The sequence below is a fragment of the Rhodobacter calidifons genome (assembly GCF_011174775.1).
GTDB classification, from domain to species: domain Bacteria; phylum Pseudomonadota; class Alphaproteobacteria; order Rhodobacterales; family Rhodobacteraceae; genus Tabrizicola; species Tabrizicola calidifons.
Genome location: NZ_JAANHS010000013.1, coordinates 65,661 through 80,564 on the forward strand (window position 1 = coordinate 65,661; position 14,904 = coordinate 80,564).

The 14,904-nt window shown below is 66.2% G+C and carries 12 protein-coding genes; 7 read left to right on the top strand and 5 right to left on the bottom strand.

What is annotated here, in order from left to right:
• Nucleotides 1-108 precede the first annotated feature (108 nt).
• Nucleotides 109-621 (top strand): peptidylprolyl isomerase, encoded by a 513-nt coding sequence (locus G8O29_RS14735; RefSeq protein ID WP_166403989.1) that lies wholly within the window; start codon nt 109-111, stop codon nt 619-621.
• Nucleotides 611-1,189 (top strand): peptidylprolyl isomerase, encoded by a 579-nt coding sequence (locus G8O29_RS14740; RefSeq protein WP_166403990.1) that lies wholly within the window; start codon nt 611-613, stop codon nt 1,187-1,189. The genes G8O29_RS14735 and G8O29_RS14740 overlap by 11 nt, the downstream gene beginning before the upstream one ends.
• Before the next feature lie 33 nt (nt 1,190-1,222).
• On the opposite strand, the gene tyrS is transcribed toward G8O29_RS14740, so the two are convergent.
• Nucleotides 1,223-2,473 (bottom strand): tyrosine--tRNA ligase, encoded by a 1,251-nt coding sequence (tyrS, locus tag G8O29_RS14745; protein ID WP_166403991.1) that lies wholly within the window; start codon nt 2,471-2,473, stop codon nt 1,223-1,225.
• A gap of 56 nt (nt 2,474-2,529) precedes the next feature.
• Here tyrS and G8O29_RS14750 point away from each other — a divergent pair, with 56 nt between their 5' ends.
• On the top strand, nt 2,530-3,627 hold the full coding sequence (locus G8O29_RS14750; protein ID WP_166403992.1) for an anhydro-N-acetylmuramic acid kinase: 1,098 nt from the start codon (nt 2,530-2,532) through the stop codon (nt 3,625-3,627).
• On the opposite strand, the gene rarD is transcribed toward G8O29_RS14750, so the two are convergent.
• The 4 genes from rarD to G8O29_RS14770 all read right to left on the bottom strand — a co-directional run bounded on the left by rarD (nt 3,611) and on the right by G8O29_RS14770 (nt 7,613).
• A complete protein-coding gene (gene rarD / locus G8O29_RS14755; RefSeq protein ID WP_166403993.1) occupies nt 3,611-4,549 on the bottom strand; it encodes an EamA family transporter RarD in 939 nt (312 codons plus the stop codon). The genes G8O29_RS14750 and rarD overlap by 17 nt on opposite strands.
• A 192-nt stretch (nt 4,550-4,741) precedes the next feature.
• Nucleotides 4,742-5,272, bottom strand: coding sequence for a pseudouridine synthase (locus G8O29_RS14760; RefSeq protein ID WP_166403994.1), 531 nt, complete (start codon nt 5,270-5,272; stop codon nt 4,742-4,744).
• 109 nt (nt 5,273-5,381) lie between these two features.
• On the bottom strand, nt 5,382-6,659 hold the full coding sequence (gene eno, locus G8O29_RS14765; RefSeq protein ID WP_166403995.1) for a phosphopyruvate hydratase: 1,278 nt from the start codon (nt 6,657-6,659) through the stop codon (nt 5,382-5,384).
• Between the two features lie 51 nt (nt 6,660-6,710).
• Complete coding sequence (locus G8O29_RS14770) at nt 6,711-7,613, bottom strand: DMT family transporter (protein WP_166403996.1); 903 nt, start codon at nt 7,611-7,613, stop codon at nt 6,711-6,713.
• Between the two features lie 166 nt (nt 7,614-7,779).
• Between G8O29_RS14770 and G8O29_RS14775 the strand changes: the two genes are divergently transcribed.
• The 4 genes from G8O29_RS14775 to G8O29_RS14790 all read left to right on the top strand — a co-directional run bounded on the left by G8O29_RS14775 (nt 7,780) and on the right by G8O29_RS14790 (nt 14,759).
• Nucleotides 7,780-8,667 carry a DMT family transporter gene (locus tag G8O29_RS14775; protein ID WP_166403997.1) on the top strand — a complete coding sequence of 296 codons (888 nt, stop codon included), beginning with the start codon at nt 7,780-7,782 and terminating at the stop codon, nt 8,665-8,667.
• Between the two features lie 469 nt (nt 8,668-9,136).
• The gene (locus tag G8O29_RS14780; RefSeq protein WP_166403998.1) at nt 9,137-12,811 is read left to right on the top strand and encodes a vitamin B12-dependent ribonucleotide reductase; all 3,675 of its coding nucleotides are present in this window, start codon (nt 9,137-9,139) and stop codon (nt 12,809-12,811) included.
• 226 nt (nt 12,812-13,037) lie between these two features.
• The gene (locus G8O29_RS14785) at nt 13,038-13,382 is read left to right on the top strand and encodes a GrlR family regulatory protein (RefSeq protein WP_166403999.1); all 345 of its coding nucleotides are present in this window, start codon (nt 13,038-13,040) and stop codon (nt 13,380-13,382) included.
• A 378-nt stretch (nt 13,383-13,760) separates the two neighbouring features.
• Nucleotides 13,761-14,759, top strand: coding sequence for an LLM class flavin-dependent oxidoreductase (locus G8O29_RS14790; protein ID WP_166404000.1), 999 nt, complete (start codon nt 13,761-13,763; stop codon nt 14,757-14,759).
• The last annotated feature ends 145 nt before the right edge of the window (nt 14,760-14,904 follow it).

Consider the following 14,904-nt stretch of genomic DNA (forward strand, 5'->3'; position numbering starts at 1 on the left):
GCTTTTGGCCCCCTTATCACGCGCCCGTCAACTGCTTGCGACGCTTTGCGCTTCCCTTGGCCGGATGCCGCCGCTACCGTCGCGCCCGACGAAACCAAGGAGACCCCGATGCCCGACATCAAGGACCCGGAGAACACGATCATCATGACGCTGAAGGACGGCGAGGTGGTGATCGAGCTTCTCGCCGACGTGGCGCCGAAGCACACCGAGCGGATGAAGCAGCTGGCCCGCGACAAGGCCTATGACAACGTGGCCTTCCATCGTGTGATCGAGGGTTTCATGGCCCAGACCGGCGATGTGGAACATGCCAACATGGCCTCGCCCAACTACAACCCGCGCCGGTCGGGGACGGGCGGGTCGTCCTATCCCGATCTTCCGGCCGAATTCTCGAAACTGCCGCATGACCGGGGCACGCTGGGCGCCGCGCGTTCGCAGAACCCGAACAGCGCGAACAGCCAGTTCTTCATCAACTTCCGCGACAACCATTTCCTGAACGGCCAGTACACCGTCTATGGCCGCGTCATCAGCGGGATGGAGCATGTGGACAAGATCGCCCGCGGCGAGCCGCCCGCCAATCCCGACCGCATGATCTCTGTCCGGGTGGCCGCCGATGTCGCGTAAGCTGATTCTCGCCGTCGCGCTCACCCTTGCAGGCCCCGCCGTCGCCCAGGATGCACCCGACGGCCCCGGCCCGAACCTGGTGATCGAGATCGCCGGCCAGGCCAACGGCACCGTGGTCATCGACCTTCTGCCCGATGTCGCGCCGAAGCATGTCGCGCAGATCGTCGCGCTGGCGAAGGAAGGCGCCTATGACAATGTGGTCTTCCACCGCGTGATCGACGGTTTCATGGCCCAGACGGGCGACGTCCAGTTCGGCAAGGCCGGTGGCGATACCACCATGGCCGGACGGGGCGGCTCGACGAAGCCGGACATCCCGGCCGAGTTCACCGACACGCTCTCCTTCCAGCGCGGCGTCGTCGGCATGGCGCGCGCCCAGGACCCGAACTCGGCAAACAGCCAGTTCTTCATCACCTTCGGCGACGCCAGCTTTCTTGACGGCCAGTACACTATCTTCGGCAAGGTCATCTCGGGGATGGAGGTCGTCGATGCGATCAAGCGCGGCGACGGGCGCAATGGCGAAGTCTCCGGCACTCCGGACGTGATGACCAAGGTCACCGTGCAGGAGTGACGCAAACCAGGGTGGGCAATCCGCCCACCCTGCCTACCCGATCACGACCAGGGCGTGCCGCTTCTTGCCTGCGGTCAGCTTCATCGGTTCGACCAGATGGCTGGCGCCAAAGCGCAGGCCCGCATCGGTGACGATCTCGTCGTTCACCTTCGCCCCGCCCTCGGCGATCAGCCGTTTCGCGTCCTTGCCGCTGGCCGCCAGCCCCGCCCGCACGAACAGCTGCACGACACCCACGCCCTCGGCCAGTTCCGACACATCCAGCTTGACCGTCGGCAGATCCTCGCCGATCCCGCCCTTCTCGAACACCTCCCGCGCCGTGGCTTCCGCCGCCGCCGCCGCCTCGGCGCCGTGCAGCAGCGTGGTCGCGAGGTTCGCCAGCTGGATCTTCGCCTGATTGATCTCCGAGCCCCCTAGCGACCCCAGCCTGTCGCATTCCTCGACCGGCAGTTCGGTGAAGATCTTCAGGAACCGGCCCACATCGGCATCCGTCGTGTTGCGCCAGAACTGCCAGAACTCGTAGGGGCTCAGCATCTCGCCGTTCAGCCAGACCGCGCCCTGGGCCGACTTGCCCATCTTGCGCCCGTCGCTGGTGGTCAGAAGGGGCGTCGTCAGGCCGAAGATCTCGTGGTCGATCACCCGGCGGGTCAGGTCGATCCCGTTGATGATGTTGCCCCACTGGTCGCTGCCGCCCATCTGCAACAGACAGCCGTAGCGGCGGTGAAGCTCCAGGAAGTCATAGGCTTGCAGGATCATGTAGTTGAATTCCAGGAAGGACAGCGACTGTTCGCGGTCCAGCCGGGACTTGACGCTTTCGAAGGACAGCATCCGGTTGACGCTGAAATGCCGCCCGATGTCGCGCAGGAAGTCCAGATAGTTCAGCCCGTCCAGCCATTCGGCATTGTTCAGCATGATCGCGTCGGTCGGGCCGTCGCCATAGGTCAGGTAATTGGCAAAGACCCGCTTCATCCCGGCGATGTTGGCGTCGATCGCCTCGGGCGTCAGCAGGGGCCGTTCCTCGCTGCGGAAACTGGGGTCGCCGATCTTGGTCGTGCCCCCGCCCATCAGCGTGATCGGCTTGTGCCCCGTCTTCTGCAACCAGCGCAGCACCATGATGTTCATCAGGTGCCCCACATGCAGGCTGGGGGCCGTCGCATCGTAACCGATGTAGGCCGGCACCACGCCCCTCAACAATGCCTCATCAAGCGCCTGATAATCCGTGCAATCGGCAACAAAGCCGCGCTCGAACATCACGCGCATGAAGTCAGATTTCGGATGGTAGTGCATGGCCGCCTCGGTCTAGGATGCGCGCGGGTATAGCTTCGCAAGGGTCGCAAGGGAAGATGCGGAAGGACGGGGCCTTGTGGGCGCTGGGGGCGATGTCCGGCACGTCGCTCGATGGCGTCGATGCGGCGATGATCAAGACCGACGGGCGCGCCATCTTTGCCTTCGGCCCCTCGGCCTATCGCCCCTATACCCCCGAGGAACGCGCGACGCTCCGCGGCGCCCTGGGCCGCTGGCCCGGAGATCCCGGCGTCACTGCCGCCGCCGAGGTGGTGGAAGCCGCCCATGCCGAGCTCCTCTCCCGCTTCACCGGGGCCGAGCTGCTGGGCTTTCACGGCCAGACCCTCGCGCATGAGCCTTCGGGAAGGGGCACGCATCAATGCGGCAACGGCGCGCTTCTGGCCCAGCTTCTCGGCCTGCCCACGGTCTGGGATTTCCGCTCGGCCGATGTGACCATCGGCGGGCAGGGGGCACCGCTCGCGCCCTTCTACCACTTCGCGCTGGCCCGGCACATCGGTGCGACCGAACCTCTGGCCTTCCTCAATCTCGGCGGCGTCGGCAACCTGACCTGGATCGACCCGACCGCCCCTGGCCCGGAAAATCCCGGCGCGCTTCTGGCCTTCGACACCGGCCCGGCGAACGCGCCGATCAACGACCTGATGCAGGACCGCCTCGGTCTCGATCACGACGAAGGCGGCCGGCTTGCCGCGGCAGGAGAGGTGGATGAGGATTTCGTCGCCTCCGTCCTCAAGGACCCCTGGTTCGACCAGCCCCCGCCGAAATCGCTCGACCGGAACGATTTCCACGGCCTGATCGACCGGCTGAAGATGTTGTCTGACGCCGATGCCGCCGCGACGCTGACCGCAATCGCCGCCGCCTCGGTCGCCGCCGCCCAGATCCATTTCCCCGCGCCCGTGACCCGCATCCTCGTCACCGGGGGCGGGCGGCACAACCCGGTGCTGATGGCCGAACTGCGCCGCCGCATCCCCTGCCCGATCCTTCCGGTCGAGGACGTGGGCCTCGACGGCGACATGCTGGAGGCCCAGGCCTTCGCCTTCCTCGCCGTCCGCGTCCTGCTCAAGATGGCGACCTCGGGTCCCGACACCACCGGCGCACCCGCTCTGGTCGGGGGCGGGCAGATCAGCCGGCCCGACTGATCCGCCCCATCCCGACCCTCGCCGCCAGCATCGGGGCCGAATAGAGCACCAGCGCCGCCCAGATCAGGCAGAAGGCCGACAGCTTCACCCCGCTGAACGGCTCATGAAAGACGAAGACCGCCGTCAGGAAGATCATGGTCGGCGCGATGTACTGCATGATCGCGATGGTCGAAAGCGTCAGCCGCTTGGCCCCGTTGGCATAGATCATCAAGGGCACCGCCGTGACGATGCCGCAGCCCAGCAGCAAGGCATCGTCCCGGGCAACGCCTTGCAGGAAATGCCCGCTCCCCCGCGCCTGCAACCAGCCGAGACAGGCCAGCGCCGGGAAGAGCAGGATCAGCACCTCCAGCGTGAAGCCCTGGTTCGGCCCGATCGGCAACCGGCGCTTCAGGTAGGCATAAACCCCCCAGGTCAGCGTCAGCCCCAGCGCCACCACCGGCAGCCGGCCCGCCTCCCAGGTCAGGATGCCCACCGCCACGGCCGCCAGCGCAATCGCCGCCATCTGCGTCCGCCCCATCCGCTCGCCCAGCAGCACCGCGCCCAGAAAGATCGAGAACAGCGGGTTGATGTAATACCCCAGCGCTGCGTCCAGTGCGTGTCCCGACCCGATGGCCCAGACATAGATCCCCCAGTTGACGCTGATCAGCGCCGCCGTCAGCGCGCCCATCGCCAGCATCCGGGGACTGCGCAACGCCGCCCGCAGATCCGTCGTTCGCCCCAGCCAGACGATCACCGCCAGCGCGATCGGCACCGACCAGACCACCCGATGCGCGATCACCTCGACCGGCGGCACATGCGCCAGCGCCTTCATGTAGATCGGCAGGAAGCCCCACAGAAGGTAGGCCGTCAACGCATACAGGAACCCGGGCAGGGTGTCGCCACCAGCGGCGGCATTCGGGGGCAGGTCAGGGGTCTCGCTCATGCCCCACCCCTAGCGAAAGCCCCCGGCAACAACCACCCCGATCTTGTGCCCCGCACAATCCTCCTTCCGGCCCAAGGCCTCTTGCCCATGTCCCCAAATACTCCCGCCGGAGGCGCCATCGGGGTTCGCTTATCCGACCCCGCCGGACCGGGGCCCCGGCCGCCCGCCCGACGTCCCGAGCATCCCGTGCACTCATCCTTCCCGCCACGCGCCCGGCGCCAGCCCCTCCAGCGTCCAGTCCCCAACCCGCCAGCGGATCAGCCGCAGACAGGGCAGCCCCACCGCCGCACACATCCGCCGCACCTGCCGGTTCCGACCCTCACGAAGCGTCAGTTCGATCCACCCGTCCGGCACCGACTTGCGCACCCGGATCGGCGGCGTCCGGGGCCAGAGCCACCCGGGCTCCGCCACCGCCTTTGCCTGCGCGGGCAGGGTCGGCCCGTCGTTCAGCACCACTCCAGCGCGCAACCTCTCCAGCGCATCTTTGCCGACCACCCCCTCGACCTGCGCGAAATAGGTCTTCTCCTGCTTGAACTTCGGGTCCGCAATTCGCGCCTGCAAACGCCCGTCATCGGTCAGCACCACCAGCCCCTCGGAATCTCGGTCCAACCTTCCGGCCGGATAGACCCCCTGCACCGGCACAAAATCCGCCAGCACCGCCCGATCCCCGTCGCGGGAGAACTGGCACAGGACATCATAGGGTTTGTTCAGCAGGATCAGCATATCCCCTTGCTGCCATGACCGGGCACAAAAGCAAACGGGCACCCGAAGGCGCCCGCCGATTTCTTCCAGGAAATCGGACCGGAATTTGTACGAATTCCGGCCCCGACCCTCAGCCCTTCAGCACCGACCGCCCGGCATACTCCGCCGTCTCGCCCAGCATTTCCTCGATACGGATCAGCTGGTTGTATTTGGCCAGTCGGTCCGACCGCGACAACGAGCCCGTCTTGATCTGCCCGCAGTTCGTCGCCACCGCCAGATCGGCAATCGTCGAATCCTCGGTCTCGCCCGACCGGTGGCTCATCACGTTGGTATAGCGCGCGCGATGCGCCATCTCGACCGCTTGCAAGGTTTCGGTCAGCGTACCGATCTGGTTCACCTTCACCAGCATCGAGTTCGCCACGCCTTCGGCGATCCCGCGCGACAGGCGCCTGGGGTTGGTGACGAACAGATCGTCGCCCACCAGCTGGATCCCGCTCCCCAGCCGCTCGGTCAGAAGCTTCCAGCCCTCCCAGTCGTCCTCGGAACAGCCGTCCTCGATCGAGATGATCGGATAATCCGCCGCAAGACCCGCCAGGAACTCGACATTCTCGGCGATGGACAGGGATTTCCCTTCTCCTTCCATCGCATAGCGGCCGTCCTTGAAGTATTCCGTCGCCGCGCAGTCCAGCGCCAGACAGATGTCCTCGCCCGGCTTGTAACCGGCCTTCTCCACGGATTGCAGAATGAAATCAAGCGCGTGGCGCGCGGACTTCAGATCCGGCGCGAACCCGCCTTCGTCGCCGACATTGGTGTTGTGGCCCGCCGCCGACAGCTCCTTCTTCAGCGTATGGAACACTTCCGACCCCATCCGCACCGCCTCGCGGATGTTCTGGGCGCCCACCGGCATGATCATGAATTCCTGGATGTCGATCGGGTTGTCGGCATGCTGGCCGCCGTTGATGATGTTCATCATCGGCACCGGCAGCACGCGGGCCGAGGTTCCGCCGACATAGCGATACAAGGGCTGCGCCGTGAACTCCGCCGCCGCCTTCGCCACCGCCAGCGACACGCCCAGAATGGCATTCGCGCCCAGCCGCGACTTGTTCGGCGTGCCGTCCATCTCGATCATCGTGCGGTCGATGCCGACCTGCTCGGTCGCATCGAACCCCACGATCTCCTCGGCGATCTCGCCGTTCACCGCCGCCACGGCCTCCAGCACGCCCTTGCCCTTGTAGCGCGCCTTGTCGCCATCGCGCCGCTCGTTCGCCTCATGCGCGCCGGTGGATGCGCCCGAGGGCACCGCCGCCCGTCCCATGCTGCCGTCTTCCAGCGTGACGTCCACCTCGACCGTCGGGTTGCCCCGGCTGTCCAGGATTTCGCGGGCGTGAATGTCGATGATCGTGCTCATGGGTGTCCCCTTTGGCCGAATGGGTGCTCTCGTCCGCCCCTTTACCCCGGCTCAGGGCATAGGGGAAGCGCGTTTCCTCGCCCGTTCCCGGGCGAAGGCGTAAAGTCCCGATCCGACGACCAGCGCCGCCCCCAGCAGGGTCGAACCCTCGGGCCGCTCGCCCAGAAAGACCATCGCGATCGCCAGCGCGAATACCAGCCGGGTGTAACGGAACGGCGCCACGACCGACACCTCGCCCAGCCGCATCGCCGCGACCACCGCGTAATAGCCGAAAAGGCCCGAGACCAGCGCACCCGCCAGCCCCGCCCATTGCCCCGGCGTCGGCGGCACGAAACTCTGCCCCATCCCCGCCATCAGCAGCGCCCCCGAAGGCACCAGCCCCAGATAGGCCCAGGTCGCCACCTGAAACGTCCCGATCCGTGCGGGCATCACCCGCGTCGCCAGGTCCCGCGCTGCCAGCACCACGACGCAGGCCACCGTCAACAGCCCCGTCGGATCGAAGGCCGCATCCCAGGGCTTCAGGATCACCAGGACGCCCGCGAACCCCACCAGGATCGAGGCCCACCGCCGCCAGCCGACCTTTTCGCCCAGAAACAGCGCCGCCCCCGCGACCACCACAAGGGGCGAGGCCTGCAACAGCGCCGAGGTCATCGTCAGCGGCGCCAGCGCCAGCGCCAGGATATACAGAACCGCCGCCGCCGCCTCGGCCAGCGTCCGCACCAGCGCCATGCCCCGCAAAGCCTCGACCGACAGCACCCGCTGCCGCTGCCCCGCCGCCAGCGCCCAGAAGATGCAAGCCCCCGCTGCCCCGGTCAGCGCCAGAACCTGCCCCGGCGGCAGGGCCTCGGCCGACCATTTCAGGAACAGATCCTCGACGGCAAAGAACGCCATCGAGCCCACCATCAGCCCAGCTGCCCGGGTGTTGTCGGCGACATCGGTCGGGCGGGGGGGCATGGCGGTCTCCGGTCGGAAGCGAAGGCCTACACCGGCCCGGCGCGAAAGGAAACCTCGCCGGCACGCCACGGCGCGTCTGCCCCCCATGCGCAATCCGCGCCGTGCCATGCCGCCTTGCCCCGGGGCACGAGGCGATGCAAAAGGGCGTGCCGGGGCAGGGGGAAAGATGCGCAAGACGAAACTCGACGGGGCCGGGGTGGCGATGCTCCTTGGCGTGCAGGGCCTCCTCGCCGTCAACCAGATCATCATCAAGCTGGTGAACGCAGGGTTGCAACCCGTCTTCTTCGCCGGCCTCCGCTCGCTTCTGGCCATCGGCTTCGTCTGGGCCTGGCTCGTCTGGAAAGGCCGCCCGCCGCGCCTGCGCCGCAAGGCCTGGGGCACCGGCCTTCTCATCGGCAGCCTTTTCGCCGCCGAATTCCTGTTCCTCTTCCTCGCCCTCGACCTGACCACCGTCGGCCGCTCGGCCATCATCATGTATTCGATGCCGGTCTGGTTCGCGATCCTTGCCCATTTCGGCCTGGGCGAACGGATCACCGGCCCCCGCGCCTCCGGTCTTGCCCTTGCCTTCACCGGCTGCGCCGCCGCGATCCTGTCGCGCCCCGACACCGGCGAGGCGAGCCTGGCGGGCGATCTCTGCGCGCTTGGCGCCGCCTGGGGCTGGGCGCTCACCGCCTATGTCGCGCGCCGCCCGGTGATGCGCGAGGAAGGCGCCGAGATGCAGCTGTTCTGGATGGTCGTCGTCTCGGCCCCGATCCTGCTCGGTGCCTCGCTCTTCTTCGGCCCCCTGATCCGAGACCTTCAGCCCCTCCATATCCTCGGTCTCGTCTTCCAGTCCTCGGTCGTCGTCGCGGGCGGCTTCATCGCCTGGCTCTGGCTTCTGTCGGTCTATCCCTCGTCCACCGTGGCCTCGTTTTCCTTCCTCACGCCGATCCTCGCGCTTCTCCTTGGCGCACTCCTCTTCGGCGAAACCATCGGCCTGCCGATTCTCCTTGCGGCGGCACTGGTCGCCGCCGGGATCGTCCTGATGAACCGGCCTGTTGCCGCACGGCCATAGCCTCCTCGTGCGGGGAATCGCGCAAGTCGACCGACGCCCCGGACCGAGGGCCGCAGAAGCCCGCCCCGCAACCGCGCCGAGAGCTTGGGAAATCCGGCACTCTTCACAAATTGCGCGAACTCTGTCCCCAGCTCTGTCCACATCCCCGGCTCACAACCCGTCGCGCCCGCGTGATGCGCCCGGCAAATCGTCAAGCCAGAAAATTCGCATCAGCGCAAAATTTTTCCGTTGATAGGACGGGAAGATTACGACACTTTGACAAAGCGGCGGGGACAACCACTAAATCTAGTGCCGCGGCGAACAGGCAACTGACTCACACAAAGGGCATCCAAATCGGATGCGGCCCTCCTGGCGGCGTGTAACCGTCAGGATCGGACCTCTGTTGCCTGATCGCTGGCGCGCAAGGTCGGACCTCCCCGCGATTGGACACAAGCAAGGGCCATGGGGCCACAAAAAGGAGATCAGGGGCATGAAGATCGAGCGGAAGTTCACCACCGAAGCGACCGGCGCCTATGGCGCGATGGCCTTCACCACCACCGTGTCCGAAATCCGCAACCCGGACGGCAAGGTCGTCTTCCGCAACGACGCCGTCGAGATCCCCGAGGGCTGGAGCCAGGTCGCCTCCGACGTGCTCGCCCAGAAATATTTCCGCAAGGCGGGCGTTCCGGCCGTTCTCAAGAAGGTCAAGGAAAAGGGCGTGCCCGAATTCCTGTGGCGGTCGGTCCCCGATGAGGAAGCTCTGGCGAAACTGCCGGAAGATCAACGCTTTGTGGGCGAGACTTCAGCAAAGCAGGTTTTCGACCGCCTTGCCGGGGCCTGGGCCTATTGGGGCTGGAAGGGCGGCTATTTCACCACCGAATCCGACGCCCGCGCCTATTATGACGAGATGCGCTTCATGCTCGCGCGCCAGATGGCCGCGCCGAACTCGCCCCAATGGTTCAACACCGGCCTGCACTGGGCCTATGGCATCGACGGGCCGAGCCAGGGCCACTACTACGTCGATCACGCTACGGGCAAGCTGACCAGATCCACCAGCGCCTACGAACACCCACAGCCGCACGCCTGCTTCATCCAGTCGGTGAAGGACGACCTCGTCGGCGACGGCGGCATCATGGACCTCTGGGTGCGCGAGGCGCGCCTCTTCAAATACGGCTCGGGCACCGGCACCAACTTCTCCTCGCTGCGGGGCGAAGGGGAGAAACTCTCGGGCGGCGGCAAGTCGAGCGGTTTGATGGGCTTCCTCAAGATCGGCGACCGCGCGGCGGGGGCGATCAAGTCGGGCGGCACCACGCGGCGCGCGGCCAAGATGGTGATCTGCGACATGGATCACCCCGACATCGAGCAGTTCATCAACTGGAAGGTCATCGAGGAACAGAAGGTCGCCTCTCTGGTGGCTGGCTCCAAGATGCACGAGGCCCGCCTCAACGACATCTTCGCCGCGATCCGCCAGTGGGACGGGGCCGAGGCCGACGCCACCGACCCGGCGAAGAACGCCGCGCTGAAGGCCGCGATCAAGGCCGCCAAGAAGGCGATGATCCCCGACACCTACACCAACCGCGTGCTGCAATACGCCCGTCAGGGTTTCACCTCGATCGAGTTCCCGACCTACGACACCGACTGGGACTCCGAGGCCTACATCTCGGTCTCCGGCCAGAACTCGAACAACTCGGTCCGCGTGACCGACGCCTTCCTGCGCGCGGTGAAAGAGGACAAGCCCTGGGAGCTGATCCGCCGCACCGACGGCAAGGTCGCCAGGACCGTTTCCGCGCGTGAGCTCTGGGATCAGATCGGCCACGCCGCCTGGGCCTGCGCCGACCCCGGCATCCAGTTCCACGACACGGTGAACGCCTGGCACACCTGCCCCGAGGACGGGCCGATCCGCGGCTCGAACCCCTGCTCGGAATACATGTTCCTTGACGACACGGCCTGCAACCTGGCGTCGATGAACCTCTTGACCTTCCACAGGAACGGCAAATTCGACGCCGAGGCCTACATCCACGCGACCCGGCTCTGGACCGTGACGCTGGAAATCAGCGTGATGATGGCGCAGTTCCCCTCGAAGGAAATCGCCCAGCTTTCCTACGACTTCCGCACCCTCGGCCTCGGCTATGCCAACATCGGCGGCCTGCTGATGAACATGGGCCTCGGCTACGACAGCGATGAAGGCCGCGCGCTGTGCGGCGCGCTGACGGCGATCATGACCGGCGTCGCCTATGCGACCTCGGCCGAGATGGCCAGCGAACTCGGCCCCTTCGCGGGCTATGAGCGCAACAAGCAGCACATGCTCCGCGTCATCCGCAACCACCGCGCCGCCGCGCATGGGCTGCCCTACGAAGGCCTGAACGTCCCCGCCGTGGCGCTTGACCAGGCGAACTGCCCCGACCAGACCCTTGTCGCCCTGGCCAAATCCGCCTGGGACGAGGCCCTGCGCCTGGGCGAGGCCCACGGCTACCGCAACGCCCAGACGACCGTGATCGCCCCCACCGGCACCATCGGCCTTGTGATGGACTGCGACACCACCGGCATCGAACCCGACTTCGCGCTGGTCAAGTTCAAGAAACTGGCGGGCGGCGGCTACTTCAAGATCATCAACCAGTCGGTCCCCGCGGCGCTGGAAACCCTCGGCTACTCCACCAGCCAAGCGGCGGAAATCGTCGCCTACGCCGTCGGCCACGGCTCGCTCGGCCAGGCCCCCGCGATCAACCACACCGCCCTCATCGGCCACGGCTTCGGCCCCCGCGAGATCGAGAAGATCGAGGCCGCGCTGCCCTCGGCCTTCGACATCCGCTTCGTCTTCAACCAGTGGACGCTGGGCGAGGACTTCTGCAAGGGCACCCTCGGCATCCCGGCCGAACGCCTTGGCGACCCGACCTTCGACCTCCTGCGTCACCTCGGCTTCACCAAGGCCCAGATCGACGCCGCCAACGACCATGTCTGCGGCACCATGACGCTGGAAGGCGCCCCCTTCCTGAAACCCGAACACTACCACGTCTTCGACTGCGCCAACCCCTGCGGCAAGACCGGCAAGCGCTTCCTCAGCGTGGAGTCGCACATCAAGATGATGGCCGCCGCCCAGTCCTTCATCTCGGGCGCGATCTCCAAGACCATCAACATGCCGAACAACGCCACCATCGCCGAAGTGCTGGCGGCCTATGAACTCTCCCACTCGCTCGGCATCAAGGCCAACGCGCTTTACCGCGACGGCTCCAAACTCAGCCAACCCCTCGCCTCGGCGCTGATCGAGGACGACGACGAGGCCGAGGAAACCCTGGCCAACGGCTCGATCACAGAGAAGGCCCAGGTCGTGGCCGAGAAGATCGTCGAGAAGGTGATCGTCAAGGAAATCGTCCGCAGCCACCGCGAGAAACTCCCCGAACGCCGCAAGGGCTATACCCAGAAGGCCATCGTCGGCGGTCACAAGGTCTATCTGCGCACCGGCGAATATGCCGACGGCTCCCTGGGCGAGATCTTCATCGACATGCACAAGGAAGGCGCGGGCTTCCGGGCGATGATGAACAACTTCGCCATCGCGGTCTCGGTCGGGCTGCAATACGGCGTGCCGCTGGAGGAATTCGTCGAGGCCTTCACCTTCACCCGGTTCGAACCGGCGGGCATGGTGCAGGGCAACGACTCGATCAAGAACGCGACCTCGATCCTCGACTACATCTTCCGCGAACTGGCGGTCAGCTACCTCGACCGCACCGACCTTGCCCATGTCGCGCCGAAGGGGGCCGCCTTCGACGACCTCGGCCGGGGCGACGAGGAAGGCAAGCGCAACATCGCCGAGCCTTCGGAGGTGGCCGCCTCGAAATCGCTGGAGGTTCTGAAACAGGTCGCCTCGACCGGCTACATGAGGAAACGCCTGCCGCAGGAATTCACCGTCCTGCAAGGCGGGGTAGGGGCCACGGCGCTCGCCACCGGCACCGACGCCCTGTCGATGCTGATGCCTGAAACCCGCGTGACCGGCTTCTCGGAGACGACCTCGACCTTCGCAATCGGCTCGGTCACCTCCGACGCCCGGTCCAAGGCCAAGCTGCAAGGCTACACCGGGGACTCGTGCTCGGAATGCGGCAACTATACGATGGTGCGGAACGGGTCGTGCCTGAAGTGCAACAGCTGCGGCGCGACGACCGGGTGCAGTTGATCTAAATTTGGGTTGGGGCGCGTTGTCCTACCAACGCGCCCCCGCCACTCGGCGCTTGAGCCGCGCCGAGTAACGCTCGACCTGTTGAATTTGGCCGTAGAGCCAGAAGGGAGGAAGGGCGAAGCGTTTCAAGTGGCTCCTCATCGGGTCCACAGACTTACCCCGAACTTAGTGTGGGGACCTGTGGACAACATGCTCACTACGAACAGCAATGAGGACTACAATCATGACTACTGTTGAGGGCCTGTACTGGGTCCAATTCGAAAGCAACCTCGGTCTTGTTGGGGTAGGCGAAATCCACGTCCACGACGGGGTTTTTCGCGGTAAGGACGATGGATACACTTACCGCGGCTACCTAGTTCGTCGCGGCGGATGCTATTTTGGCAAGGCTGTGATCATCCGAACGACTCCGGACGCGCTGTCGATCTTTGGTCCGGTGGAACGCTTCGAACTTGAGCTTTCGGGCCGGTTCGAGGGTGGGGAACTCCGTTTCTCTGGGCATGTAGTAGGTGCAGAACACTTGCGTTTGAGGTTTGTCCTTATGCGTCAAGTAAGTTTTGCCGCCGAGTGACAAACCCAGCCCTTTCATCTGTCCCCAAATATCCCACGGGGGTCCGGGGGTGTGAAACCCCCCGTCCGCCCTCAACCACCCACACAACGCCGGGACACCGAATCCCGTCCCATCCCCATCGTAGGGTGCGGCTCACAGCGCACCGTCCGAAGGTGCGCTGTGAGCCGCACCCTACGATGTCGCCACCGTTCCGTCGGCAAGACCCCCGGCAGCCTGAAAACCCCACCCACCGCCAACCACCCCACACAACGCCAAACCCCAAAGCGCCTCCCTCCCCCTTCCGTGGGGGAGGGATGGGGTGGGGGCTGCAGGCCAACCCCACAACCCCCTTCCCCCGCCGCCCTCAATGCCTACCTCTGCACCAACCGGAGGCCGCACATGCAGCACTACTCCTACCTCGACCTGGCCCCGATCCCCGAAGGCCACACCCCCGCCGAAGCCCTCCAAGCCACCGTCGACCTGGCAAAAGCCGCCGAAAAGGCCGGCTTCCACCGCTACTGGCTGGCCGAGCATCACAACATGCCCGGCATCGCCTCTGCGGCGACCGCCGTCCTGATCGGCCATGTCGCCGGGCACACGAAATCCATGCGCATCGGCGCGGGCGGCATCATGCTGCCGAACCACTCCCCCCTCACGATCGCCGAGCAATTCGGCACGCTGGCCACCCTCTACCCGAACCGCATCGACCTCGGCCTCGGCCGCGCCCCGGGCACCGACATGGCCACCGTCCGCGCGCTGCGCCGCCACATGGCACCCGAAGACACCTTCCCAAGTGACGTGCAGGAACTCATCGCCTATCTCGGCGACACCCCCGGCCCCGTGCAAGCCATCCCCGGCACCGGCACGCATGTCCCCGTCTGGATCCTCGGCTCCAGCACCTTCGGCGCGCAACTGGCAGCCTATTTCGGCCTCCCCTACGCCTTCGCCTCCCACTTCGCCCCGACCCATCTGGAGGAAGCCCTCGACATCTACCGCCGCAGCTTCCGCCTGTCGGACCGCCTGGCGAAACCCCATGTGATGATCGCCGTCGGCGTCTCCGCCGCCGCCACGGACGAGGAAGCCATCTACCTCCGGTCCTCCCAACTCCTCGCCTTCGCGCGCCTGCGCACGGGCCGCCCCGGCCCGCTCCCGCGCCCGACCCGCGACCTCGGCGAAATCCCCGGGCCGATCCTGGAACAGGCCCGCAACGCGCTTTCCTGCTCCGCCGTAGGCTCCCCCGCGACGGTCCGCCGCGAACTCACCGCGCTGATCGCCCGCCACCAGCCCGACGAGATCATCATCACCGGCATGATGCACGATCACGGCGCGCGCCTCCGCTCCCTCCAGATCGCCGCCGAGGTCCTCTCCGACCTCACCACCCCCGCCGCCGCCGCGTGACGGCCAACCGTTAACCCCACTTCACCTCTAGAATGGAGCGCAACAGCTGAGGTTGGGATGGGGTTTGGGATGGATCGGCGGGGGTTGCATCTGGATGGAGCGGAGCGGGCGGTGATCTTTGCGGAGCATCGTCGAGGCACGAGCC